The 22,933-nt window shown below is 68.6% G+C and carries 18 protein-coding genes; 11 read left to right on the forward strand and 7 right to left on the reverse strand.

The annotated features are described in order from the left end of the window. Positions 1 to 22: 22 nt before the first annotated feature. The 3 genes from ABD255_RS34405 to ABD255_RS34415 are packed head-to-tail and all read left to right on the forward strand — an operon-like array spanning position 23 to position 2,416. Positions 23 to 211 carry a DUF1918 domain-containing protein gene (locus ABD255_RS34405; RefSeq protein WP_344220952.1) on the forward strand — a complete coding sequence of 63 codons (189 nt, stop codon included), beginning with the start codon at positions 23 to 25 and terminating at the stop codon, positions 209 to 211. Between the two features lie 29 nt (positions 212 to 240). Next, positions 241 to 1,122 carry a DMT family transporter gene (locus tag ABD255_RS34410; RefSeq protein ID WP_344220953.1) on the forward strand — a complete coding sequence of 294 codons (882 nt, stop codon included), beginning with the start codon at positions 241 to 243 and terminating at the stop codon, positions 1,120 to 1,122. 16 nt (positions 1,123 to 1,138) lie between these two features. Next, positions 1,139 to 2,416, forward strand: coding sequence for a glycoside hydrolase family 15 protein (locus ABD255_RS34415; RefSeq protein ID WP_344220955.1), 1,278 nt, complete (start codon positions 1,139 to 1,141; stop codon positions 2,414 to 2,416). Here ABD255_RS34415 and ABD255_RS34420 read toward each other — a convergent pair. Then, complete coding sequence (locus tag ABD255_RS34420) at positions 2,413 to 3,486, reverse strand: glycoside hydrolase family 172 protein (protein ID WP_344220956.1); 1,074 nt, start codon at positions 3,484 to 3,486, stop codon at positions 2,413 to 2,415. The two genes, ABD255_RS34415 and ABD255_RS34420, sit on opposite strands and share 4 nt — an antisense overlap. 149 nt (positions 3,487 to 3,635) lie before the next feature. Here ABD255_RS34420 and ABD255_RS34425 point away from each other — a divergent pair, with 149 nt between their 5' ends. Further along, positions 3,636 to 4,151, forward strand: a complete 516-nt coding sequence (locus tag ABD255_RS34425) for a SigE family RNA polymerase sigma factor (RefSeq protein WP_344220957.1) — start codon at positions 3,636 to 3,638, stop codon at positions 4,149 to 4,151. Continuing rightward, the gene (locus tag ABD255_RS34430) at positions 4,141 to 5,367 is read left to right on the forward strand and encodes a hypothetical protein (protein WP_344220958.1); all 1,227 of its coding nucleotides are present in this window, start codon (positions 4,141 to 4,143) and stop codon (positions 5,365 to 5,367) included. Before ABD255_RS34425 ends, ABD255_RS34430 begins: the two co-directional genes overlap by 11 nt. A gap of 60 nt (positions 5,368 to 5,427) precedes the next feature. Here ABD255_RS34430 and ABD255_RS34435 read toward each other — a convergent pair whose 3' ends face one another. Further along, positions 5,428 to 5,955: a hypothetical protein gene (locus ABD255_RS34435; RefSeq protein WP_344220959.1), complete on the reverse strand. Its 528-nt coding sequence runs from the start codon at positions 5,953 to 5,955 to the stop codon at positions 5,428 to 5,430. A gap of 178 nt (positions 5,956 to 6,133) precedes the next feature. On the opposite strand from ABD255_RS34435, the gene ABD255_RS34440 reads away from it, so the two are divergent. Further along, positions 6,134 to 9,256 carry a DPP IV N-terminal domain-containing protein gene (locus ABD255_RS34440; RefSeq protein WP_344221047.1) on the forward strand — a complete coding sequence of 1,041 codons (3,123 nt, stop codon included), beginning with the start codon at positions 6,134 to 6,136 and terminating at the stop codon, positions 9,254 to 9,256. A 103-nt stretch (positions 9,257 to 9,359) separates the two neighbouring features. Beyond that, positions 9,360 to 11,963, forward strand: coding sequence for an NPCBM/NEW2 domain-containing protein (locus ABD255_RS34445; protein WP_344220960.1), 2,604 nt, complete (start codon positions 9,360 to 9,362; stop codon positions 11,961 to 11,963). Between the two features lie 9 nt (positions 11,964 to 11,972). Here ABD255_RS34445 and ABD255_RS34450 read toward each other — a convergent pair whose 3' ends face one another. Next, positions 11,973 to 12,920, reverse strand: a complete 948-nt coding sequence (locus ABD255_RS34450; protein ID WP_344220961.1) for a helix-turn-helix transcriptional regulator — start codon at positions 12,918 to 12,920, stop codon at positions 11,973 to 11,975. A 63-nt stretch (positions 12,921 to 12,983) separates the two neighbouring features. Between ABD255_RS34450 and ABD255_RS34455 the strand changes: the two genes are divergently transcribed. Beyond that, on the forward strand, positions 12,984 to 13,598 hold the full coding sequence (locus ABD255_RS34455; protein ID WP_344220962.1) for a GNAT family N-acetyltransferase: 615 nt from the start codon (positions 12,984 to 12,986) through the stop codon (positions 13,596 to 13,598). A gap of 69 nt (positions 13,599 to 13,667) precedes the next feature. On the opposite strand, the gene ABD255_RS34460 is transcribed toward ABD255_RS34455, so the two are convergent. Further along, positions 13,668 to 14,645, reverse strand: a complete 978-nt coding sequence (locus ABD255_RS34460; RefSeq protein ID WP_344220963.1) for a ribose-phosphate diphosphokinase — start codon at positions 14,643 to 14,645, stop codon at positions 13,668 to 13,670. 523 nt (positions 14,646 to 15,168) lie between these two features. On the opposite strand from ABD255_RS34460, the gene ABD255_RS34465 reads away from it, so the two are divergent. The 3 genes from ABD255_RS34465 to ABD255_RS34475 are packed head-to-tail and all read left to right on the forward strand — an operon-like array spanning position 15,169 to position 19,109. After that, the gene (locus ABD255_RS34465; RefSeq protein WP_344220964.1) at positions 15,169 to 17,259 is read left to right on the forward strand and encodes an MMPL family transporter; all 2,091 of its coding nucleotides are present in this window, start codon (positions 15,169 to 15,171) and stop codon (positions 17,257 to 17,259) included. A 39-nt stretch (positions 17,260 to 17,298) separates the two neighbouring features. After that, positions 17,299 to 18,468 carry a sensor histidine kinase gene (locus tag ABD255_RS34470; protein WP_344220965.1) on the forward strand — a complete coding sequence of 390 codons (1,170 nt, stop codon included), beginning with the start codon at positions 17,299 to 17,301 and terminating at the stop codon, positions 18,466 to 18,468. After that, complete coding sequence (locus ABD255_RS34475) at positions 18,465 to 19,109, forward strand: response regulator (protein WP_344220966.1); 645 nt, start codon at positions 18,465 to 18,467, stop codon at positions 19,107 to 19,109. The genes ABD255_RS34470 and ABD255_RS34475 overlap by 4 nt, the downstream gene beginning before the upstream one ends. A gap of 220 nt (positions 19,110 to 19,329) precedes the next feature. Here the strand turns inward: ABD255_RS34475 and ABD255_RS34480 are convergent, their stop codons facing one another. The 3 genes from ABD255_RS34480 to ABD255_RS34490 form a co-directional block, all read right to left on the reverse strand. Then, a complete protein-coding gene (locus ABD255_RS34480) occupies positions 19,330 to 20,085 on the reverse strand; it encodes a hypothetical protein (RefSeq protein WP_344220967.1) in 756 nt (251 codons plus the stop codon). Positions 20,086 to 20,329: 244 nt separating this feature from the next. Continuing rightward, the gene (locus ABD255_RS34485; protein WP_344220968.1) at positions 20,330 to 21,352 is read right to left on the reverse strand and encodes a threonine aldolase family protein; all 1,023 of its coding nucleotides are present in this window, start codon (positions 21,350 to 21,352) and stop codon (positions 20,330 to 20,332) included. Beyond that, positions 21,349 to 22,722: a class II 3-deoxy-7-phosphoheptulonate synthase gene (locus tag ABD255_RS34490; protein ID WP_344220969.1), complete on the reverse strand. Its 1,374-nt coding sequence runs from the start codon at positions 22,720 to 22,722 to the stop codon at positions 21,349 to 21,351. The genes ABD255_RS34485 and ABD255_RS34490 overlap by 4 nt, the downstream gene beginning before the upstream one ends. Positions 22,723 to 22,933: the final 211 nt, after the last annotated feature.

Here is a 22,933-nt window from a genome sequence, read left to right on the forward strand (position 1 = left end):
GAACTGCCGGGAGGTGATCGAGATGCAGGCTGACGTAGGCGACAAGATTCACGTCCGCGGCCGCAAGGTCGGCAACCACGATCGGCTGGGCGAGGTGCTCGAGGTGCGCGGCGAGAACGGCGCGCCGCCGTACCTGGTCCGGTTCGACGACGGCCACGAGTCGCTGGTGTTCCCCGGCTCGGACTGCGTGGTGGAGCACCACACGCCCTGAACCTGTCAGGTGTCTGAGAAGCTTTGCGCGTGAATCACCCGCGCATCGCCGTTCTGGCCCTGCTCGCCGTGGCGGCAGCCTGGGGTTCGACGTTCTTCCTGACCAAGGATCTGCTGGACCGGATGGACGTCGCCGACTACCTGGCGTTGCGGTTCGCGATCGCCGCGATCGCGCTGATCGCGATCCATCCGCCGGCGATCTCGCGGTTGAGCCGGCTCGACCGCGGCCGGGGCGTCGCGCTGGGCATCACCTACGGCATCGCCCAGTTGGTCCAGACCGAGGGCCTGCGGCACACCTCGGCCAGCGTCTCCGGCTTCGTCACCGGCATGTATGTCGTGTTCACGCCGCTGCTCGCCGCGGTCATCCTGCGGCACAAGATCGGCCGCTGGGCCTGGATCGCGGTCGTGCTGGCCACCGTCGGCCTTGGCGTCCTTTCCCTGCGCGGTTTCAGCATGGGCACGGGTGAACTGCTCACACTCGCCTCGGCCGGGCTGTACGCGCTGCACATCATCGGTCTCGGCGCCTGGTCCACCCCGTCGAACGCGTTCGGGTTGTCGGCGCTCCAGATGGTCACCATCACCGCGGTCTGCGCGATCGGAGCGATCCCCGGCGGCTTCTCGCTGCCGGGCGGTGGCGGAGACTGGGTCCGGGTGCTCTACATGGCCCTGATCGCGGGGGCGCTCGCGCTGATCGTGCAGACCTGGGCGCAGGCCCACCTGACTCCGACCCGGGCGGCGATCGCGATGACGATGGAGCCGGTGTTCGCGTCCGCGTTCGCCGTACTCTTCGGGACGGAGAGCGTGACCGCGCGGATGCTGATCGGCGGGGCGCTGGTGATGTCGGCGATGTACCTGGTCGAACTGGCCCCGCGGCGCAAGATCGAGGCCGAGGTCCAGCACCTCGCCCAGTGAGAGGGATGATTCGGCCATGCGGGACGACAGCGAGCGGCGGGTGCGGTGGTTCCCGTACGCCGTGATCGCGGTCCTGCTCGCCTTCCTCGCGGCCGGGACGGCATCCAACCTGGAGCGCAACCCGCAGCCCCAACTGGTCGCCGACGGCGTCCCCGGCCGGTCGCTGCCGGCCACCGACGTCCCCTATGACCTGGTCCGGCACGCCCTCGCTGATCTCGACGCGCTGACCCTTCCCGACGGCGCGACGGTGGCCGGCTGGGACGGTCCGTGGCGGTTCGTCTGGCCCCGCGACGCGTCGTTCGTCGCCGCCGCGCGCTGCTCGGTCGGCCAGTACGCCGAAGCCGGCAAGGTGCTCGGCTTCCTCGACAAGATCAGGCCGACGGCGGGTCGTTGGGGCGCCCGGTACACCGCGCCCGACGGTGTGGAGCCGGGAGACGGGCGCGAGCCACAGCTGGACGGGTCGGGTTGGGTGCTCTGGGCAACGTGGTTCTGTTCCAACCCGCCGGTGCACCCTGGGAGCGCGAGCGAATCCACCACCAGCACGCCGGCGCCGTCCGGCGTACCGGAGGCCGCGGGGATCGACCTCGCCGCCTACTGGCCGATGGTCCGGGAGTCCGGCGACCAGATCGTCGCCGAACTCGGCGAGGACGACCTGCCGGCGGCCTCGCCGGACTACTGGGAGCGGCCTGAGTCCGAGGTGACGCTCGGCACGATCGCTCCGCTGCTGACCGGGCTGCGTTCCGGCTTGGCGATCGCCGCCAAGCTGGGCCGGACGGCCGAGGTCGCTTCCTGGCAGGACGCGCTCGACCGGTTGTCGGCGGCAACCGACCGGCGGTTCGGGCCGCACTATCCCCGGACGCCGGCGAAGGCGGTCAGCTTCGTCGAGCCTGGTATCGAGCCGATCGGCATCGAGGGCGGCGCCGACGCCATCGTGACGGTGCTCGGCCCGCCGTTCGCCCCGGCTCGCGACGAGGTGTCACAGGCGATCGAGCGCACCAGGAAGGTGCTGACCCAGCCGAACGGCGGAGTCACCCCGGGCGAGCAGTGGCGTACGGACGGCGTCGCATGGACTCCGCAGACCGCCCTGTTCGCCCTCAGCGCGGCAGCACGCGGCGACCGCAGTACTGCGGAACGGTTGCTCGAGTGGCTCGACGCGTATCGCACCCCGACCGGAGCCCTGCCGGAGAAGGTCAATCGCGACCTCCACCCGGCAGGCGAGGCTCCGTTGGCCTGGACCACCGCACTGGTGGTGCTGACCGCCTCCGCGTTGAACCACCCGCTGCCGATCCCCTAGCAGATCTCCATCACGTCGTGCGTGGGCGCCTCGGGACGTGAGGTGCTCGTCGCGGTCGAGTAGAAGAACGCGGTCGAGGCGATGTCGTCCTGCAGCGGCAGGTAGCGACCACCCGAACGCCAGCCGAGTGCCTGGACGTCGGCCCGCAGTTTCGTGCGGAAGCGGATCGGGTCGGGCAGGTGGAAGCGGTACATGCCGAACCGCTGCTGGCTCTGGTACTGCCCGTCCGGGCGGATCACCTGCGGCATCCCGAGGTACGGCGTACTGAACTCGGCGTAGCCGCCTCGGTCCGGGCCGAGGTCGAAGTTCCAGGCTCCGCCGAAGTAGTCCTCCGTGCCGGTACCGCAGATGGTCGGGAACTCCTCGTCGTCGTCCAGGTAGAACTTCACCTCGCCCTCACCCCACCAGCCGGTGCTGTTGACGCCCCACGCCAGGTAGGTCCCTACGTAGTGTCCGGGCCCTTCCACGCCGTCCAGCAGGGTGTGCACGGTCTTGGAGGGCAGCGGGTTGCTCCGCCGCCACTGCGTGTGCAGGTACGCCGACCCCTCCGCGACCGCGCCCAGCCAGTAGTCGATCTGGAAATACACGACCACTGCCTCGTTGTGCGTGTTCTCCAACGTCAGGTGAGCCTGCGAGCGGAACGGCATCTCCCAGTAGCAGTTGAAACCGCCGTTCGGGTTCACGGCGACCGGGAGCGAGTTGACCTGGGCGAACCGGCCCCAGCCGGAACAGAAGAAGTCCCCCACGGGTGCTTCGACCGCGGGCGCCTCGTCGCCGTCCCAGTGACCGCGCAGCACCAGACGGCGCCAGTTGTCGCTGTGCGTGGTGAGCCAGATGTGCGTGACGCAGCCGGGGCCGGCGATGTCCGCGAGCGTCACCGTCTCCCCCGCCGCGATCTCGATTGACGGCGAGACCTTCCAGCCGAGGCCCAGGTCCCGGGCCGCGTTCGCGCCGGTCCCCTCGGTCCGGCGGCCGCCCTGACCGGGCTCCCCGGTCGGGTTCTCCGCGCTGATGGAACGGGTCTGGACGTCGGCGACGGCACTGATGCCGGCCAGGTTTCCAAGAGTCATGTCCGTGAGCCTAGGGTCCGGAAACGCTGTCAGGACGAATCAGAAATCGATTTCTCACTCTGTGGTCAGACTCGGAGGCAGCAAAAGGACCCTCGGCTCAGTCTTTAGTGGTACCGGCTGGACAAACCGGCCCGGACGAGGAGACGGCCTTGACATTCGAGGAATGGGCGCGGGTGGGGCTGCCGAAACTGCTCAGGTTCGCGACGGTCCTGTGCGGGTCCGGCGATCTGGCCGCGGACCTGGTCCAGGACGTCGCGGTGAAGGCACATCGGCACTGGGACCGGGTCGCGACGGCCGACTCGCCCAACGCCTACCTGCGCAAGATGCTGGTCAACGAGTACCTGTCCTGGCGCCGGAAGTGGTCCCGGTTCGTGCCGCGCGCGGAGATCGTCCCGAGCGAGCAGATCGCCGACCACGCGAACCAGCAGGCCGACCGGGACCAACTCCTCACCGAACTGGCGAAACTGCCCAGGCGGCAGCGCGCAGTACTGGTACTGCGGTACTTCGGTGGCCTGTCGGACCCCGAGATCGCCGAGACCCTCGGCTGCTCCGCCAGCACCGTCCGAGCCCACGCCTCCCGGGCCCTCGCCGCCCTCCGCATCGAGATGGCGGCCCCGCAGACCTTTCACCACCCCTCCCGACCCGGAGTGACCCATGCGCACTGAGGAAGACCTCCGTACCGCTTTCGACCACCTGGCCGACACCGCACCGTCGGCCGACGAGATCCTGCCGGCGATCCACCCGCCGCGCCCGCCCCGCCGCAGCCGCACGCCGCTCATCCTGGGCACGGTGGTCGCCACTGTCGCAGCGGCTCTCGCGGCGCCGCTCGCGGTCAGCCACCTGAAAGGCGCCGACCCGGCTCCGGCCGGCCCGGACCGGAACTCCGCGCTGGTGAACTGGGTGACGATGCGGATTCCCGCCACCCTCGGCGACCGCGGCCGGACCTATCGGACCGATTACCAGGTCCAGTACTACATCGGCGGCACGACCGCGGCATCCACCTGCCTGCTGTCGACGCATCGCAACGGCGATTTCGTCCCGGCGACGATCCCGGCCGGCAGCCCGACGGTGATGATCAACGAGACGAAGGCCCGGCTGGTCTCCGCGCCGGCCTCCAAGCCCGCCCTCTCGTTGCCGCCCGAGTACTTCAGCAGCGCGTCGATCGCTCCCGGCAAGGGAGCGAAGGCAGAGCTCACCAGATATCTCAGAGTTCCTGGCGAGACGATGACCACTGTCGTCTGGGAGCCCGCGCCAGGTCTGTGGCAGCTGATCACCTGCTCGTCGCAGGTCGACAACGGCTGGCTCGATGCCCCTCACCACCCCGACGTCAAGCTGGCGACCTCGATCGCCGAATCGGTGAAGGCGCAGCCGCAACCACTGCTGACGCCGTACCGGGTCACTCACCTGCCCACCGGCCTCCACGAACAGCGCGGCAACACTTTCGATGCCGACAAAGGCACCGGCGCGGGTCATGGATTCACCACTTGGTTCAGCGACGGCAATCCGTCGACCGGCGCGCCGAAGGCCACCATCGCGTTCAACGGGAACGGCCGGCCCGAGCCGGGCGACGACCTGAAGATCAGCTACGACGGAACCATGAAGTTCCTCGAGCGCTACCAGCAGCAGAAACCCGATCTGACCATCAACGGCCGCCCGGCGTGGAACCACAGCGGCGAGGCCGTGATCCAGCCGCCGGCCGAGGGCGGCAAGACAGCGGCCCCCGGATTCACGATGGTGGGCGACGGCTTCCTGGTCAGGATCACCGGCTACCCGGGGATCACCCAGGCCGAGATTCTCAAGGTCGCCGAGGGCTTGCAGTTCGCGCCCAGCTCGGTCGACAAGACCACCTGGTTCGACGCTGCCACCGCCCTCGCCGGGTGACGACGGCGTCGCGATCAACCGGTCGGCGTTCGGGCGGGCCGAGGAGTTGGCTTCGCAGTATCAGCAGGCGCGGATCTTGGCGGTGAAGCCGTGCTGGAAGGTGAGGCACGCCCAGGGGCGGCCCTGGTCCTTGGCGGATCGCACGATCAGCGGGTAGGCGTCGGCGCCGCGGATCTCCGGGCTGTTCTCGGTCTTGAGTGAACCGACCGCTCCCCCGCGCGCCTCGGCGGCGGCCCGCACGTCCTCGACGGTCACCGCGCTGCCGGCCTGCCGGTTGGCGGCGGCCTCGGCGTCGTCGGCGACCGACAGTGCGAAGTCGATCTCCGGCGGCGTCGCCCAGGTGGTCGTGGTGATTGGGAACACCAGGCCGAACATCAGCAGCCCCACGAACCCGATGAGCGGGCGCGCCTTGCGATCCTTGCCTGTCGCCAGCACGGCGGCGCAACACAGCGCGAGCAGCAGGGTGAGTCCCCGGAGTGCCCAGTTTCGGTCGAGACGGCTGTCTACTGCGAGCGCCGCTGCGATCGCGATCACCACGCAGACCAGGCCGGCGGCGGCAGCGCGGAGAGGCGGGGACACAGATTTCATGGCGCTGACGATAGACGGCGGGCGTTTCATCGCACCGCCTAGCGGAGGGCAGCCGCTTATCGCAGTGAATCGGCCGCTCACCGATCGCCACGCCGCTCGAGGTCACCCCACCGTCGGCGCTGCTGGCAGATTCGAAGGGCGCGTCCTACCGCCCCAACGGATTGGATCTGCCGTGACCATGGACGATTTCGAGACTCCTGGATCGTGGAGCGTCTCCCGCCGCCGTGCCCTCCAACTGACCGGCGGCCTGGCGGCAGCCGGCACCCTGTCAACGACCTCCGCCACCGAGGCAACCGGCAGTACCGCGGACCCCGCCAGTACTGCGGACGCCGGGCAGGCGACGCTGACCGAAGGCACCAACTTCATGGTCGCCGTGTCCCCCGACGGCCAGTGGCTCGCCTTCGACCTGGTGACCGCGATCTGGGTGACACCAGCGGCAGGCGGCCGGTCGCGGCGCCTCACCGACGACCTGCAGGACGCCACCCGGCCGAGGTGGTCTCCGGACGGCAGGAGCATCGTGTTCCAGTCGTATCGCGACGGGAACTTCCACCTGTGGTCGATCCGCCCCGACGGAACCGGGCTGCGGCAGTTGACCAGCGGGCGCTTCGACCACCGCGAGCCCGCGTTCGCGCCGGACGGCCGGTCTGTGGTGTTCTCGTCGGATCGCGGTGGCAGCTACGGCATTCATCGGCTCAGTCTGGGCAGCGGCGCGATCGCCGCCCTGACCGACGGGGAGACCGAGGAAGCCGAGCCGGTGGTCTCGCCCGACGGCACGAAACTCGCTTTCACGGTCGACTCGTCCTCGATCGTCGAACTCGACCTCGCCACCGGCCAACGCCGTACCGCGGTGCCCGCGCAGACGGGTTCCAGCGTCTACGGGCCGGACTACTCCCCGTCAGGACAGCTCGCCTATGTCCGGCTGACCGGGCCGGCCTCCGACCTCGTGATCGGCGACCAAGCGGTGACGAGCGGCAAGGACGTGTTCGCCGTGCCGCCTTCGTGGGCCGCGACCGGCGAGATCTTCTACACCGCTGACGGCTCGGTGATGAAGCACCAGGTCGGCGGCGGGCACGCCGTCGTCGCGTTCACGGCGACGGTGCCGGTCACGTCGCGACGACCGCGACCCAAGTCGCCTGACCTCGAGTCCAGGAAGCGCCGGCCGGTGCTCGGGATCGCGAGCCCGACCGTCTCACCGGACGGTCGCTGGATCGCGTTCCGGGCGCTCAACGCCTTGTGGCTGGCGGCAACAAGTGGCCGAGGGCAACCACGCAAGGTCGTGGCGGACGGCTACTTCAACTCGGATCCGGACTTCTCCCCGGACGGCAAGAAGCTCCTCTACGCCAGCGATCGCGACGGTACGGCCGACCTCTGGCTGCACGACTTGGCAACAGGGGCCGACAGCAAGCTCTCGTCTTTGCCCGGGGCACAGACCGCGCCCAGATTCTCGCCGGACGGCCGGCAGGTCGCGTACCAGGACCAGGACGGGATCGCCTGGGTGCTCGACGTCGCCTCCGGCGAGGTCCGGCAACTGACACCGACGTTGTTCCAGCCCGGCCGGGTGAGCTGGTCCGCCGACGGCCGTACGATCGTGCTCGCCGCGGTGAAGCCGTTCTCCAAGCGCTTCCGCGAAGGCACCAGCCAACTCCTGTACGTCGACGTCGCGACCACAGCGCTCGAGTACGTCGAACCGATGCCCTTCCGGTCACTCGCCACCCGAGGGGATGACGGCCCGGTCTTCTCCTCCGACGGCAAGTGGCTCGCCTTCATCGTCGAGAGCCTCCTGTACGTCGCTCCGGTCGACCAGCGCGGGCGGTTCACCGCGAAGCCCCGGGCGGTCACCTCGGAGGTGACGGACTCGCCGGTCTGGCAGGACGAGCGGACGCTGCTCTACCTGCACAACGGGCTGTTGCGCAGGACCGACCTGCGCGGATCGCGTCCGCGGACGGTCAAGGTCGACCTGCACTGGCAGCGGGCGACGGTGAACCAGCACGTGACGATCCACGCGGGCGCCTTGTGGGACGGGCGATCCGAGGAACTGCGGCGCGATGTGGACATCGTCGTCGACGGGTCGAGGATCGCCGGCGTGCGACCACATCAAGGCAAGCCGGACATCGACGCGTCCGGGCTCACGGTGATGCCGGGGCTGATCGATGCCCACAACCACTGGCACCTGCGCGGCCGTGCGTGGGGTGCGCGGCAGGGCAACCTCTGGCTCGCCTACGGGATCACGACTACGCGCTCACCGGGCGATCCCGTCTACCAGATGCAGGAGACGCGGGAAGCGCTCTCGCACGGGTCTCTGGTCGGGCCGCGCTACTTCGCCACCGGCGAGGCGATCGACGGGTCCCGGGTCTACTACAACTTCATGCGGCCGACCTTGTCGCTGCGGCAACTCGGCCTGGAGATCGACCGCGTCGAGGGCCTCGCCTACGACCTGGTGAAGACCTATGTCCGGTTGCCGATCGAGTACCAGCGCAGGACGATCGCGGCCGTCCACCGCCTCGGGCTGCAACTGTCGTCGCACTACCTCTACCCGGCCGAGCATCTCGGCATGGACGGAATGGAACACACCGGAGCGACGAACCGGCTCGGCTACTCGCACACCGTCAGCAGGCTCGGTCGTGCGTACGCGGACGTGATCACGCTGTTCACCAAGTCCGGGATGTCGGTCACGCCGACCCTGTTCAACTCGACGATGGCGCACGTGGACGACCCTTCCCTGCTGACGGATTCACGCACCACCACGCTTTTCCCGGCGTGGGAGTACGCGGCGCTGCAGAACGAGGTGAACACCGCCAGAGGTCCGGCCGGCGTGACCACCAGGGCCCTGCTGGCGGGCAACGTCGACATGGTGCTGCGGATTCATCGAGGTGGCGGTCTGGTCATCTCCGGCACGGACACGCCGCTGGACAACATCGCGATCTCGCTGCACGCCAATCTGCGGTCGATGGTGTCAGGCGGGTTCACGCCGTACGAGGCGCTGACCACGGCTACCCACAATCCGGCGAGGTGGCTGGCCCTGGAGGACAAGCTGGGCGTAGTACGGGCTGGAGCGCAGGCTGATCTGTCGTTCGTGCGGGGTGATCCGCTGGCCGACATCACGCATGCGGCGGCGGTCCAGCAGGTGATGGTCGCAGGCAAGCTGCACACGGTCGAGCAACTGCTCGCGCCCTTCGCCGGGGTCCAGGTCGCCACGGCTCGCGGCCCGAAGCCGCTTAGTCGGGAGAAGGCGCACGCCCATGACTCGGAGTACTGGTGGCATGAGCCGGAGTGGCTGCATCGCGTCTGCTGTGACGGCTGAGATCGGACATTTCCGCACGGGATATTGCAGTAATCAACATTAGCTTCTACCGTGATCGCGACTTGGTGTGCCCGCCCGTTCACCGATCGTGAGGAACCGTCTGATGTTGAAGCTCCTCCTGCCGTTAGTCCTCAGTTCCAGCTTCCTGGTGCCGGCCCAGGCGAGCGCTTCCAGTTGGACCCTGCCCGGGGTCGGCGGTGTCGGCGCGACCGTGGAGTCGGCCGACGGACGGCTGCGGCTCAAGGTCAGCTCGAAGTCCGCCGACGTGCTCAGCGTCGCGGATCTCGGGGTGATCACCTCGGCCGGCGACCTGTCGAAGGACCTCGCGCTGACCGCCGAGAGCCACCGGACGCTGCGTACGTCGTACCGGATGACGACCGGGAAGCAGCGTGATCGGAGCGTCTATCAGGAGGAGAGCCGGTTGACCTTCGGGAACTCGAGCGGCTCGTTCGCGCTGGTCGTGAGGGTTTCCGACGACGGGGTCGCGTTCCGGTACGAACTGCCGGGGCCGGTGACTGTTCAGCGGGAGACCGGCGGGTTCGAACTGGCGCCCGATGCGACCAGTTGGCTGCAGCCCTACAACGCTCAGCATGAGAACGAGCACGCGCAGGCGACCGCGTCGACGGCGCCCACCGGACAGTTCGGGCATCCCGCGCTGTTCCGGGCCGGGGGCAACTATGCGCTGCTTGCCGAGTCAGGTCTTGACGGCCGGTACTCCGGCGCCCGCCTCACGCACACACAGGGCTCCAGCCGGTACGACGTACAGCTCGCTGACGCGGCGGTGGCGTCGTCAGGTGCTCTGGCGACGGCTTGGCGGACGATGATCGTCGGGGATCTCGCCACGGTGACCGGGTCCACGCTGGTGGACGATCTGGCTGATCCGGCGCGGTTCAGTGACACGAGTTGGGTTCAGCCGGGTCTGTCCTCGTGGTCCTGGCTGGCCGAGAACTCCAGTCCGCGCGACTTCGAGCGGCAGAAGGATTATGTGGACGCGGCGGCTCTTCGCGGTCTGAAGTACGTGCTTGTGGACGAGGGGTGGAGCCCGGTTTGGCTGCCTGAGTTGACTCGGTATGCGCGGGCGCGAGGCGTCGAAGTACTGGTTTGGTTTCACTGGACGAATCTCGAATCGCAGGCGCAGCGGGACGAGTGGCTGCCGAAGCTTGTTGCCTGGGGCATCAAGGGCGTGAAGGTGGACTTCATGGAGTCCGACACGCAGGGGCGCTATCGATGGTATGACGCGATCCTGGCCGACACGGCGAAGTACCGGTTGATGATCAACTTCCATGGTTCGACTGTGCCGCACGGGCTGGCGCGGACCTGGCCGCATCTGATGACGATGGAGGGCGTCCGCGGCGAGGAGAACGGGCTCAATGCGACCCGCAACACGATTCTGCCGTTCACCCGGAACGTGATCGGCTCGATGGACTACACGCCGACGCGGTTCGCGACGCCGTCCAACCCGAAGCCGCAGACGACCAACGCGCACGAGCTTGCGTTGCCGGTCGTCTATGAGTCCGGGTGGACGCATATCGTGAGCTCGCCTGAGGAGCTTGCTTCTCAGCCGGAAGGTTCCCGGTTCCTGACGCAATTGCCGACCAGTTGGGATGAGACGCGGCTGATCGCGGGGGCGCCGGGGTCGGAGGCTGTGATCGCTCGGCGGAGTGGGGCGCGCTGGTTCGTTGGTGGGATTCGGTCGGGCGGGGCAGGGACGGTCGCGGTACCGCTGTCGTTCCTCGGTGGGTCCGGGCGGTGGCTGGTCGAGGTCGTCTCGGATAGCGGGAGCACGCTGTCTCGGACCTCTTCTGTGCGTCGGGCTTCGGAGCAGCTTGCGATCGGGGTTGCCGAGCGCGGTGGGTTCGCCTTGCAGGCTTGCCCTTACACGGCTGGGCTGACCACCTGCGACAAGCCGTATCGGCAGGCTCCTGGCACGACGGTTCTGGTGGACGCGTCGTCGACGGAGGTCGCGCCGGGTGGGACCGTGCAGGTGCAGGGGATCTTCGTGGCGCGGACTGGTGGTCCGGTACGGGATCTGGTTGTGGCGCCGGAGGTACCGGCTGGTTGGACGCTGGTCTCGAGGAGTCCGGTGCGGAAGAACCGGCTCGACGATGGCGAGAGTGTGAGTGGTAGCTGGACGCTGAGGCTCGGTCCCGCTGGCGCTCGGGGAGATGTCGAGCTGGTTGTCGCGGGCAACTACACGGCTCCCGACGGGCGGCGGATCCACTCGGCCGGGGCGGTGGCGATCTTCGCGGAGCCGCTGCCGCCGCGGGGTTCGACGTACGTGAGTGATCTGCCGTGGACGAACGAGACGAACGGCTACGGACGCCCGCAACAGCGCGATCACAGCCACGGCGGCGACAACCCACCCGGCACACTGTCGATCGCCGGCCAGACGTTTGCGAAGGGCGTCGGCTCCCATGCCGCCAGCTCGCTGACCACCTGGCTAGGCGGCGCCTGCACTCGCTTCGTCGCCGACGTCGGAGTCGACGACGGCACTACTACCGGCGAAGGCTCAGTCACCTTCGTAGTCGTCGGTGACGGCCGCACGCTCGCTAGCACCCCGGTCATCCGCGCGGGCGATTCTGCCACTCATCTCGACCTGGACGTCACCGGCATCAAACGGTTGACCCTGGCAACCACAGACGGCGCCGACGGAAAGAACAGCGACCACGCCGACTGGGGCGGCACCGCCCTCACCTGCGCACCCTGACCCGGAACCTCAGCCGTGGGCTGCGCGGACGAGGTTCTTTCCGAGAGTGTGGATTGCTTCCCGCAGTTCGGGTGGGTTCACGACCTGGAAGCGCGCCTGGATGGAAGCGATCCGGTAGGCGTACCACTCCGGCTCATCGGTGCTGCCGATGAGCCGGGTGTGGGTGGCGTCGACCTCCTCCAACCGCCCGAGATTACGAGCGATCCAGTGCTCGACGTCCGCGATCGGCGCCTCGATCAGTACCTCGACCTGGTACTTCCAGCCCTCGGAGAAGTGCTCCAGAATGGTCCGCACCGGGTCGAGGTCCTCGGGTGGAATGAACGTGTCCGGCAGTACGTCGATCGTGGTGATCCGGTCGACCCGCAGTACGCGGCGGGCGTCCTTGGTGTGGGACCAGCAGAGCAGATACCACCGACCGTGCCTGATCGAGATCGCCCACGGATCGACCTCCATGACGAGATCCTCGTCCCGGCGATAGCCGATCCGCAGCCGGTGCCGGTTGACGCAGGCCTGCACCAGTTCGGCCGTGATCTCCGGGTCGGGGTAGCTGCTGTCGGCGTTCGGATGCGGCGTGATCAGCCGGCGGATCGCCTCGGCCGGCTCGGCCACCGACGTCGGCAGCACCCGGATGATCTTGTCGAGCGCGCTCCCCGCGGGATCAGTGGGATCGGCCGCCCGGTGATGCCCTTCGAGCGCCGCCATCATCAGCCCGAGCGCCTCCGCCGTGGAGAACATCAGCGGCGGCAGACGAAACCCCCGGCCGACGCGATACCCGCCGTACCGGCCCGGGGTGGACTCGATCGGGAGACCCACCTCGCGCAGGATCCCGACGTACCGGCGGGCGGCGCGGTCGGTGACGCCGAGCCGCTCCCCCAGGCGCTCGCCGGTGATGCCCGGGCTGTTCTGGATCAACTCGAGCGCCAGCAGTGCCTTGGCGGTCGGGCTCGTTTGGTCCACCAGCACAGTTAACCCGCATTCCCGGAAGTGGATCGTCCGCGATCGATACTAGTCTGTCCCGGCATGGAGCCGCTTGATCCCGATTCGTTGTCGTACCGGCCGGCGAACGAAGCCTCGTGGGAAGACCTGCAGACTGTCTTCGGGACCAGCGACGCTGGGCAGTGCCATTGCCAGCGGTTCAAGACCACGGGTTGGATGTGGACCACGACCACCGAGCCGGAACGCGCCGCCGCCTTGCGCGAGCAGACCAACTGCGGCGAGCCCGGCGCGCGTAGTACGAGCGGGATTGTTGCGTACCTCGAGGACGAGGTACCGGTCGGCTGGTGCGCGATCGAGCCGCGTACGGCGTACCCGCGGTACTTCGGGCGGACGCCGGTTCCGTGGGCCGGTCGGACCGAGGACAAGGAAGACGACTCCATCTGGGTCGTGTCGTGCCTCGTGACCCGGCTGGGCTACCGGCGGCGCGGGGTTTCGTACGGGCTGGCCGCGGCGTCGATCGACTTCGCCCGCGAGCGTGGCGCGAAGGCGCTGGAGGCGTACCCGATGATGACGCAGGCCGGCAAGGACGTCACCTGGGGTGAACTGCATGTCGGCAGCTACAGCATCTTCGAGGAGGCCGGGTTCGTAGAGGTCAGCCATCCGACGCTGCGGCGTTATGTGCTGCGGATCGACTTCTAGAACGGCCGTTTCGGCTGGGGCGGCGCGTCGGGTTTCAGGAGGGCAGTTTCGGCTGCTTCGGGTCGACTTCTAGAAGGGGAGTTTCGGTTGCGGCGGGGCGTGGGTCGGGTCGACGCCGTCGAACAGACTGCTGACGGATTCGCCCTCGTGGATGCGCTTGATCGCCTCGGCGAACAGCCCCGAGACCGAGCTGACCTGAAGCTCGGGGAAGCCATCCGGTCGCGGCACGGTGTCAGTACTGATCACCTCGGTGATCGACGGATGCGACCGCAGCCGCTCGACCGCCTTCCCGGCGAACAGCCCGTGCGTAGTCGCGACTGCCGCCTGAGTACAGCCAAGATCCTTCAACCGATCGAGCAGTTCGATGATCGACCCACCGGTCGCGATCTCATCGTCCAGCACGATCGCCTTCTTACCGGCCACATCACCCACGATCGCGTCGATCACCACCCGATCATCAGCCAGCCGCTGCTTGCTCCCCGCCGCCACCGGCAACCCGAGCAACCGCGCGAACTGCGTCGCCGTCTTGGCGTTCCCGAGATCCGGGCTGACCACGACGGTGTTGGTCAGATCAGTCCCGCGGAAGTGCTCAGCCAGTACGCCGATCGCGGTCAGGTGATCGACCGGCACCGAGAAGAACCCGTGCACCTGAGGCGCGTGCAACGCCATCGTCAGCACCCGGTCCACCCCGGCCGCGACCAGCAGATCCGCAACCAGCCTCGCGCCGATGGAAATCCTGGACGCGTCCTTCTTGTCCGACCTCGCGTACGCGTAGTGCGGCATCACCGCCGTGATCTGAGCCGCCGAAGCACCCCTGGCGGCATCGATCATCAGCAGAAGCTCCATCAGGTGCTCCTGCGTCGGCGGAACCAGCGGCTGAACGATGTAGACATCCCGCTGCCGGCAGTTCACCTGCAACTGGACCTGTAAGCAGTCATTGCTGAACCGATGGATCTCCACCGGCGACAACTCCACACCGAGATCGGTACAGATCTGCTCGGCAAGACTGGAATGGGCACTTCCGCTGAACACGACGATCTCTCGCACGGCTCTCCCCGAACGCTGTGACCCCGACGTGGGCAGCTTATCTTGGGGTGTTTCGGCGGGGGTGGTTGCGTACCCCCAGGGGTGGTTCTGCGTGCGGGCGGCTCGTACCCCCCGGCGAACTCTCGGTACGGGTGACTTCACTGAACGAGTCACGTACGCGGGCTCCGGCGTGTGTGAATCACCAGGTTCGCGGCGTTAGGACGCACCCGCGCCGACGCGATCGCGTGCGTCAGCGGTTCCGCAACCCAAGCGCACCGATCAGAGAACGGACCGCGTCCTCGGCGAACACCTCGTGGCCATCGGGTGTGGTCTCGATCTGCCGCGCGGTAGGCAACAGCCCGGTGTCCGTCCTGAAGGGCGGCAGGTCCAGGGGCGATTCGGGGCAGCCACCTGCGCCGGCCCCGGCCTCTGTCACCCGCCCTAGCCGCCTTCCCCAGCCGCCCGCCGTACTCCGCACGGAGTACGGCGAAGTGTCTGCCGGGGCCAGACGCGTCAACCTCGCCGGCTTGACAGCGTGATCGCCATGACTTCTCAACTACGGGCGCCCGACCACTCCGGTGCCGATACCAGACCGAAGAGATCACGGACCAAGACCGTGGTGCCGTGGCTGATGCTGGCTGTGTGGACCGGGCTGGTGGTCGCCGGCTTCTCACTCGCCGGCAAACTCGACTCGGTGACCCGCGATGGCCAGGCCGACTACCTGCCGGCCAGCGCCCAGTCGACCAAGGTGCTCCAGGCCGAAGCCGAGCTGCCCGGGGGTGAGAACGGCCTGCTCGTGGTCGTGTACGAACGACCCGACGGCCTCCAACCGGGCGATCGGGAGGCGGTCGTACGCGGCCACACTGAGCTGGCGAAGCGATTCGGCAACGACCCCGCCACACCGCCCGAGATCATCGACTCCGCCGACGGCACCGCCCTGATGTACGCGCTTCCGCTCGACCGAGAGGCGATCGACGAGGAGGCCCGCGCCACCGCCGAGGCGCGTGACCTTCTCGCCGACCGGCCGAACGGTCTGAACGCCTATGTCACCGGTCCGACCGCGCTAGGGGCCGACATGGACGAGGTCTTCGATGCCGTCGACGCCACGTTGATGCTCGCTACTGCCGTAGTGGTGGCGATCCTGCTGATCCTGACGTACCGCAGTCCGCTGCTGTGGCTGGTCCCGCTCACGGCAGTCGGGGTCGCGGCGATCATGTCGATGGGTGTTGTCTACGCACTCACCCAGATCTTCGACTTCACCGTGACGAGCATGAGCTCGGCGCTGCTGATCGTCCTGGTCTTCGGCGCGGGCACCGACTACGCCTTGCTTCTCGTGTCTCGCTACCGCGAGGAGCTGCACAACCACGAGCGGCCGATCGACGCGATGCTGGCGGCGCTGCGTGGGGCCGGCCCGGCAATCCTCGCTTCGGCGGCGACGGTGGTAGCCGGCCTGTTGTGCCTGTTGGCCGCGGATCTCAACAGCACCAGCGGTCTCGGCCCGGTGGGTGCGGCGGGCATCGGGTCCACGCTGCTCGTCATGTTGACGCTTTTCCCGGCCCTGCTGGTGGTGCTCGGGCGCCGGGTCTTTTGGCCGTTCGTGCCGCGACTCGGGGTTGAGACACACGCATCTGGTTCTCGGTGGGCGCGGCTTGGCGAGCTGGTTGCGCGCCGCCGCGTCGTCAGCTGGGCGGTGCCGCTGGTGATCCTGGGCGGTCTCGCGCTGGGCACAGTGGGTGCCAGCGGCTCGCTTCCGCAGCTGGACCAGTTCGCCCGTTCGACACCGGAGTCGGTGGCCGGGGCGAAGCTGATCGAGGCGCGCTACCCCGACCAGAGCGGTCAGCCGCTCACCGTGATGAGTCGGCCGGACCAGAGCCGCGAGGTCCTGGCCGCCGTCGAAAGTACCCGGGGGGTTGCCGAAGCCGAGATCGGCCGGACCAGTGACGACTGGGTGGAGATCTCCGTGATCCCGGTCGACTCGCCAGAAAGCGCGGGTGAGACGGCAACGATCAAGCGGCTGCGTGAGCACGTGCACGAGGTCGCCGGCGAGGCCGTGCTGGTCGGTGGGCCGAGTGCCGAAAGGCTTGACGAGGCCGAGACCAACAAGAGCGACCGCAATCTGGTGATGCCGCTGATCCTGCTGGTGGTGCTCGCCATCCTCGGCCTACTGCTGCGGGCGATCGTGGCTCCGCTGGTATTGGTCGCCACCGTCGTGGTGTCGTTCTTCGGAGCCCTCGGACTGTGCAACCTGTTGTTCGAACAGGTGCTCGGTTTCGCCGGATTGGAGCCGTCGGTGCCTCTGATCGGGTTCCTTTTCCTGGTCGCACTCGGGGTCGACTACAACATCTTCTTGATGACCCGGGTACGTGAGGAAGCCGCCCGGCACGGCACTGTCGAGGGCACGAAGCGTGGCCTCGCGGTGACCGGTGGCGTGATCACCTCGGCCGGCGTCGTGCTCGCGGCGACGTTCGCGGTGCTCGCCACGCTGCCGCTCGTCATGCTCGTCGAGATTGGGATACTGGTCGCCGTCGGCGTGCTCATCGACACCTTGCTGGTGCGGTCCATCGTGGTTCCCGCCCTGACGATGTCGCTGGGTTCGCGGATCTGGTGGCCCAGCAAGCTCTGGCGCACGGGATAGGACTGTGTCGATGACCCTGTCGATGACACTGTGGGAACGATGATGGCGCTCCGTCCGTCAGTAGCCGATCGGCTGCTGGCGGCGGCGGCGTTCGTGCTCGGCGTCGTCGTCGCCATCACGCTCCAGGCGGTTGATTTCGACGGCGAGCGAAGCGTGGATCTGTGGGCGATCGGCCTCCTGGGCGCGATGTCGGCACCGTTGCTGGCCCGCCGGCGCCGGCCGATCCTCGTCGTCCTCGCGGTCCTCGCCGTGTCGACGCCGTACCACATCCTCGACTATCCCCATGAGGCCACGATGCCGGCCTCACTTGTGGCGGCGTTCACGGCGGCGCGCTACAGCGCGCCACCGCGGCGGGCCGCCGCCGTCCTGCTGGCGGTGGCCGCGGTGACCGTGCCGGTCCTCGCCGACGAGGCGTCGGGGGCACCTGACGATGCTTTCCTCGGCGTCGGCTGGCTGTTCATGGCCTTCTTTGCCGGGCTGGCGGTCCGCTTCCATGAAAACTGGAAGGCCGCCGTCACCGCGCGGGTCGAGCAGGAGCGTGCCGACGAGGTCGAGCGGCGGGTCGCCGAGGAGCGGGTCCTGATCGCTGCCGAGCTGCACGACGTCCTAGCGCACGGCCTCGCGGTCGCGAACGTCCAGGCGTCCGTCGCTGCGCACCTGATCGACCAGCTGCCGAGGCGCGGGGATGCGTCGCTGCAGGAGCTGTCCAGCACGCTGCACAACCTGTCGGACACGAGCCGGGCCACACTCCGTGAGCTGCGTGCCGTTCTGGACGTGCTGCATGGTGGCGATGCCGAGCCAACCGAGCCGGCGCCCCACCTCGGCGAGCTGCAGCGTCTGGTGGAGATGGCCGAGGCGGCTGATGTCCGGGTCGACCTGGAGGCTGACGGGCTCCCGGACGAGTTACCGTCGACGGTGTCCGTCGTGGCCTATCGGATCATCCAGGAGTCGCTCACCAATGTCATTCGACACTCGACGGCCAAGCACGCGACCGTCCGACTCGACCAGAACGGCCACCGGCTGCGGATCGCGGTCATCGATCGCGGGCCCGCGCGAGCAACCGTGACACCGGCCGGCTTCGGGATCGCCGGAATGACAGGGCGAGCACAGGCCGTCGGCGGCGAACTGTCCGCCGGCCCGGGCAAGTCCGGAGGATTCGAAGTACGGGCCAGCCTGCCGCTGCCGGAGATCTGGCGGGTGCCGTCGTGATCCGGGTCCTGCTCGCCGACGACCAGACCCTGGTGCGCGGCGCGTTCGCGCTGCTGGTCAACTCCGCTGACGACATGGAGGTCGTCGGAGAGGCCGGCACCGGCGACGAGGCGGTGACGCTGACCCGGGACCTGCGCCCCGACGTCGTCTTGATGGACATCAGGATGCCGAGCACCGACGGCATCGAGGCGACCCGGCAGATCATCGCTGACGATGGATCGAGCCGCAGCAAAGTGCTGGTCCTGACCACGTTCGAGACAGACACCAACGTACTGCGCGGCCTTCGCGCGGGGGCGTGTGGATTCCTGCCCAAGGACACCCGTCCGGACGCGCTGCTGGACGCCATCCGCACCGTCGCGGCGGGGGAGGCGCTGCTGTCGCCCGGCGCGACCAGGGCGGTCATCACCCGTGCGATGAGTCGCCCGGACGCCCCTACGCCTGAGCGGCTGGCCAGCCTGACGGCGCGCGAACGCCAGGTGCTTCGGCTGGTCGCCGCCGGCCGAAGCAACCAGGAGATCGCGGACGAACTGGTCGTCAGCCCGCTGACCGCCAAGACTCACGTGGCCCGCATCCTGGCGAAGTTGGGCGCTCGCGACCGGGTCCATCTCGTGATCGCCGCGTACGAAGCCGGGCTCCCCTAGGTGTGATGTCCAGCCAGGTTGTCCAGCCGGGTGATGGTGAGGTCTTGCCGATCGCGCTGTGAGGCGGGTGGTGGTTGTAGACCTCTGGAGGCCGTGGTAAGAGCGTGGTGCACTGTTGCCCGGCTGGACCCGACAGCTTCAGCGATCGCCCGGATCGACAGGCCGCCGGTTTTCAGGTGCCGGGCGGTGAAGCACCTGAGCGGGCACCCACCATCCGGGGTTACTCGCCGTAGAGTTCGTCGAAGTCTAAGGCGGCCCAGCGGAAGTACACGGGGGCTTCGAAGGTGCCGGGGAGTTTGCCAAGGCCTTTGATGATTGTGGAGGTTCCCGTGGCGTGGCTGACGGCGTACAGGTAGGCGGACTTGGTGTCCTTGTCGATGCCGGCCAGGAGCGTGCTCTGGGTGCCGCATCTCTCGGCGATCAGGGTCTCGAAGCCCTGCCAGGTGCTGCTGCGGACCTGCTTGACCACTGGCTTCATCGGGGCCGTCGTGGGGATGTGGATGGTGTAGAGCGCGCCGCCTCTGGTGGTCGCCAGGAACGTGTCGTACGTGCGTGTCTTGCTGATCAGGGTCATCGTCTTCACCGCGGCGAAGCCTGGCGCGGACGCCATGTTCCGCCAGACGCCCTGGGGATCGCGGGTCCAGCGGAACAACACGCCGTCGTTGCGCAGGCCGTACTCGTGGGTGCGGCTGAAGTTGTCGTTCTGGGGCGCGTAGCGGGATTCCGCCAGGTAGACGAAGGAGTCCCAGCCGCCGCCGATGCGTCGATGGGAGACCGACGTGGGTTCGAGGCTGTCGTACGTGGTGCGGTACAGCGCCGAGCCGATCACCGCATAGCCGAACACTCGGAGTCCGCTGGGCATCGGTTCTTGGACCATGGTGGTGGTGAGCCGCGGCTGGCCGTCGGGGTACAGGTCGCGGATCACGGCGCCGACGCCCTCGTTCGTGGGTGGCGACGTTGCGACGAGGCCCTGCATCTGATGGTCACCCGAAGCCGACACGGATCCCAAGGACATCCGGCACGTCGCCGACGCAGCGCTCGGCGCGGACGCCGTACCGGGTGCGGAGGCTGCGGTTGACTTGCCGATTGCCGTTCCAGGGAGCAGGCCCGCCGTGAGCACGGCCGCACCCAGTAGACCCATCGCTCTCGAGCTTGTCCTCATGGCAACCCACCCCTTGGTTACCAAGTTCGATGCACTCGGTGGGGCGAAAGTTGTCGAATCAGCGCAGCAGCCGAGCGACCGTCTCCGCGGCCTGGCGGCAGTCGGCGGTGGAGGCGTCCAGGTGGGTGACCAGGCGGAGTTGGGTGGCGCCGACGCCGCCGATCAGAACGCCCTCGGCCTTCGCGCCGGCAATGACCTCGGCGACGGACTTGCCGACGCCGGAGAGGTCGGCGACGACGATGTTGGTCTCCACCTGATCCGGCTTCACCGAGCCGGGAGCAGCATCGGCCAGGATCTCGGCGATCAGCCGAGCGTGGGCGTGGTCCTCGGCAAGGCGTTCGACGTTGTGCTCGAGGGCGTACAGCCCAGCCGCAGCCAGTACTCCGGCCTGCCGCCACCCCGCGCCCAGGCGCTTCCGCCAGACTCGGGCCTCCTGGATCAACCCGGCCGACCCCACAAGCACCGAGCCGATCGGAGCCCCCAGGCCCTTCGACAGGCAGACGCTCGCCGCCGCGGCTCTCGAGGCATAAGCCGACACCGGTACTCCGGACGCCACCGACGCGTTCCACAGCCGAGCCCCGTCGAGGTGGAGCGGCAGGCCGAGTACGTCCAGCTCGTCGGCCAGGGCGTCGTACCCGGTCTGGATCGTGCCGCCGCCGAAGTTGTGCGTGTTCTCGACGGAGACGGCGGCCGTCGTCACGAAGTACGGGCCGAGGTCGGGGGCGACCAGGGCGCGGATCTGGTCGAGGTCGATCTGGCCGCCCGGGGCGCTCCACGTGCGGGTGGTGATGCCGCTGATCGCCGCGTGCGCGCCGAGCTCGGCCCGGGCGACGTGGGCGCCGGCCTCGCAGAGGACCTCGGTGCCGGGGGCTGCCAGGGCACGGACGCCGAGGATGTTGGCGAGCGAACCGGAGACGGTGAACAGGCCCGCTTCGTGGCCGAGCAGGCCGGCGACCGTCTGCTCGAGCTCGGTGACAGTGGGGTCCTCGGCGTAGACGTCATCGCCGGTGGGGGCGCTGGTCATCGCGGCCAGCATGCCCGGGGACGGGCGAGTCACCGTGTCAGAGCGTAGGTCGATCATGCCTTGGCGCCGCGCAGCCGTTCGGCTACCAGGAAGGCGAGTTCCAGCGACTGGTGGCGGTTGAGCCTCGGGTCGCAGGCGGTCTCGTAGCGGTTGACCAGGTCCTCGGCTACGAGGGCCTCCCCGCCGCCCAGGCACTCGGTGACGTCGTCGCCGGTGAGTTCGATGTGCATGCCGCCCGGCCACGTACCGATCTGCTCGTGCGCGTCGAAGAAGCCCTGGACCTCGTTGATCACGTCGTCGAAGTTGCGGGTCTTGTAACCGTTCGGCGTCTCGTAGGTGTTGCCGTGCATCGGGTCGCACACCCACGCGATCGGCGAGCCGTGGTCGCGGACCGCCTCCAGCAGCGGCGGCAGGCCGTCGCGGATCTTGCCCGCGCCCATCCGGGTGATGAAGGTCAGCCGGCCCTCGATGCCCTTCGGGTTCAGCTTGTCGATCAGGGCCCGGATGTACTCCGGGGTGGTGGTCGGGCCGATCTTGACGCCCAGCGGGTTGCTCAGCGAGGCCAGGAACTCGACGTGCGCGCCGTCCAGCCGCCGGGTCCGCTCGCCCACCCAGAGCAGGTGGCCGGACACGTCGTACGGCTGCTCGGTGCGGGAGTCGATCCGGGTCAGCGCGTGCTCGTACTCCAGGATCAGCGCCTCGTGCGACGCGTAGAAATCGACGGTCTTGAACTCGTCGTGGATGGCTCCGCAGGCCCGCATGAAGGCGAGCGCGCGCTCGATCTCGGAGGCGAGCTGCTCGTATTTCTGCCCGACCGGCGAGGACCGCACGAAGTCGGTGTTCCAGGCGTGCACCTGGTGCAGGTCGGCGTACCCACCGGTGGTGAACGCGCGGGTCAGGTTCAGCGTGGCGGCGGCCGCGTTGTAGACGCCGCGCAGCCGCTGCGGGTCCGGGATCCGCGACTCCTCGGTGAACTCCAGGCCGTTGACGGCGTCACCCCGGTACGACGGCAGCGTGACGCCGTCGCGGGTCTCCTCACCGCTGCTGCGGGGCTTCGCGTACTGACCGGCGATCCGGCCCACCTTCACCACGGGCACGCTCGCCGCGTACTGCAGCACCACGGCCATCTGCAGCAGCACCCGGAGCTTGGCCCGGATGTTCTCGGCGGTCACCCCGTCGAAGGTCTCGGCGCAGTCACCACCCTGCAGCAGGAACGCCTCGCCCCGGGCGACGGCGCCGATCTTCGTGGTCAGGTCGTCGCACTCACCGGCGAATACCAGCGGCGGCATCTTCCGGAGCTGCCCGATGACCTGCTCCAACGCACCCTGGTCCGGCCACTCCGGCTGCTGCAGCGGCTTCAGCCCCCGCAACTCCTCGAGAGTAGGAACTCCGGGCACTTCCCCCGCACTCAACGTCGCAAATTGCATACCCCAACCCTATTCCAGCCACCCCGCCCCTCGCCCACCCGTCTCACAGACCCGGTACGCCGGTCCGCGCGCACGTGGTCCCCCGCTCCACCCACACCTGATCCCCCGCTCCACCCACGCCCGGTCCGCCGCTCCACCCACGCCCGGTCCGCCGCTCCACCCACGCCCGGTCCGCCGCTCCACCGGCACCTGGTCCGCCACTCCACCCGCA

The sequence above is a fragment of the Kribbella sancticallisti genome (assembly GCF_039530625.1).
Classification (GTDB): Bacteria; Actinomycetota; Actinomycetes; order Propionibacteriales; family Kribbellaceae; genus Kribbella; species Kribbella sancticallisti.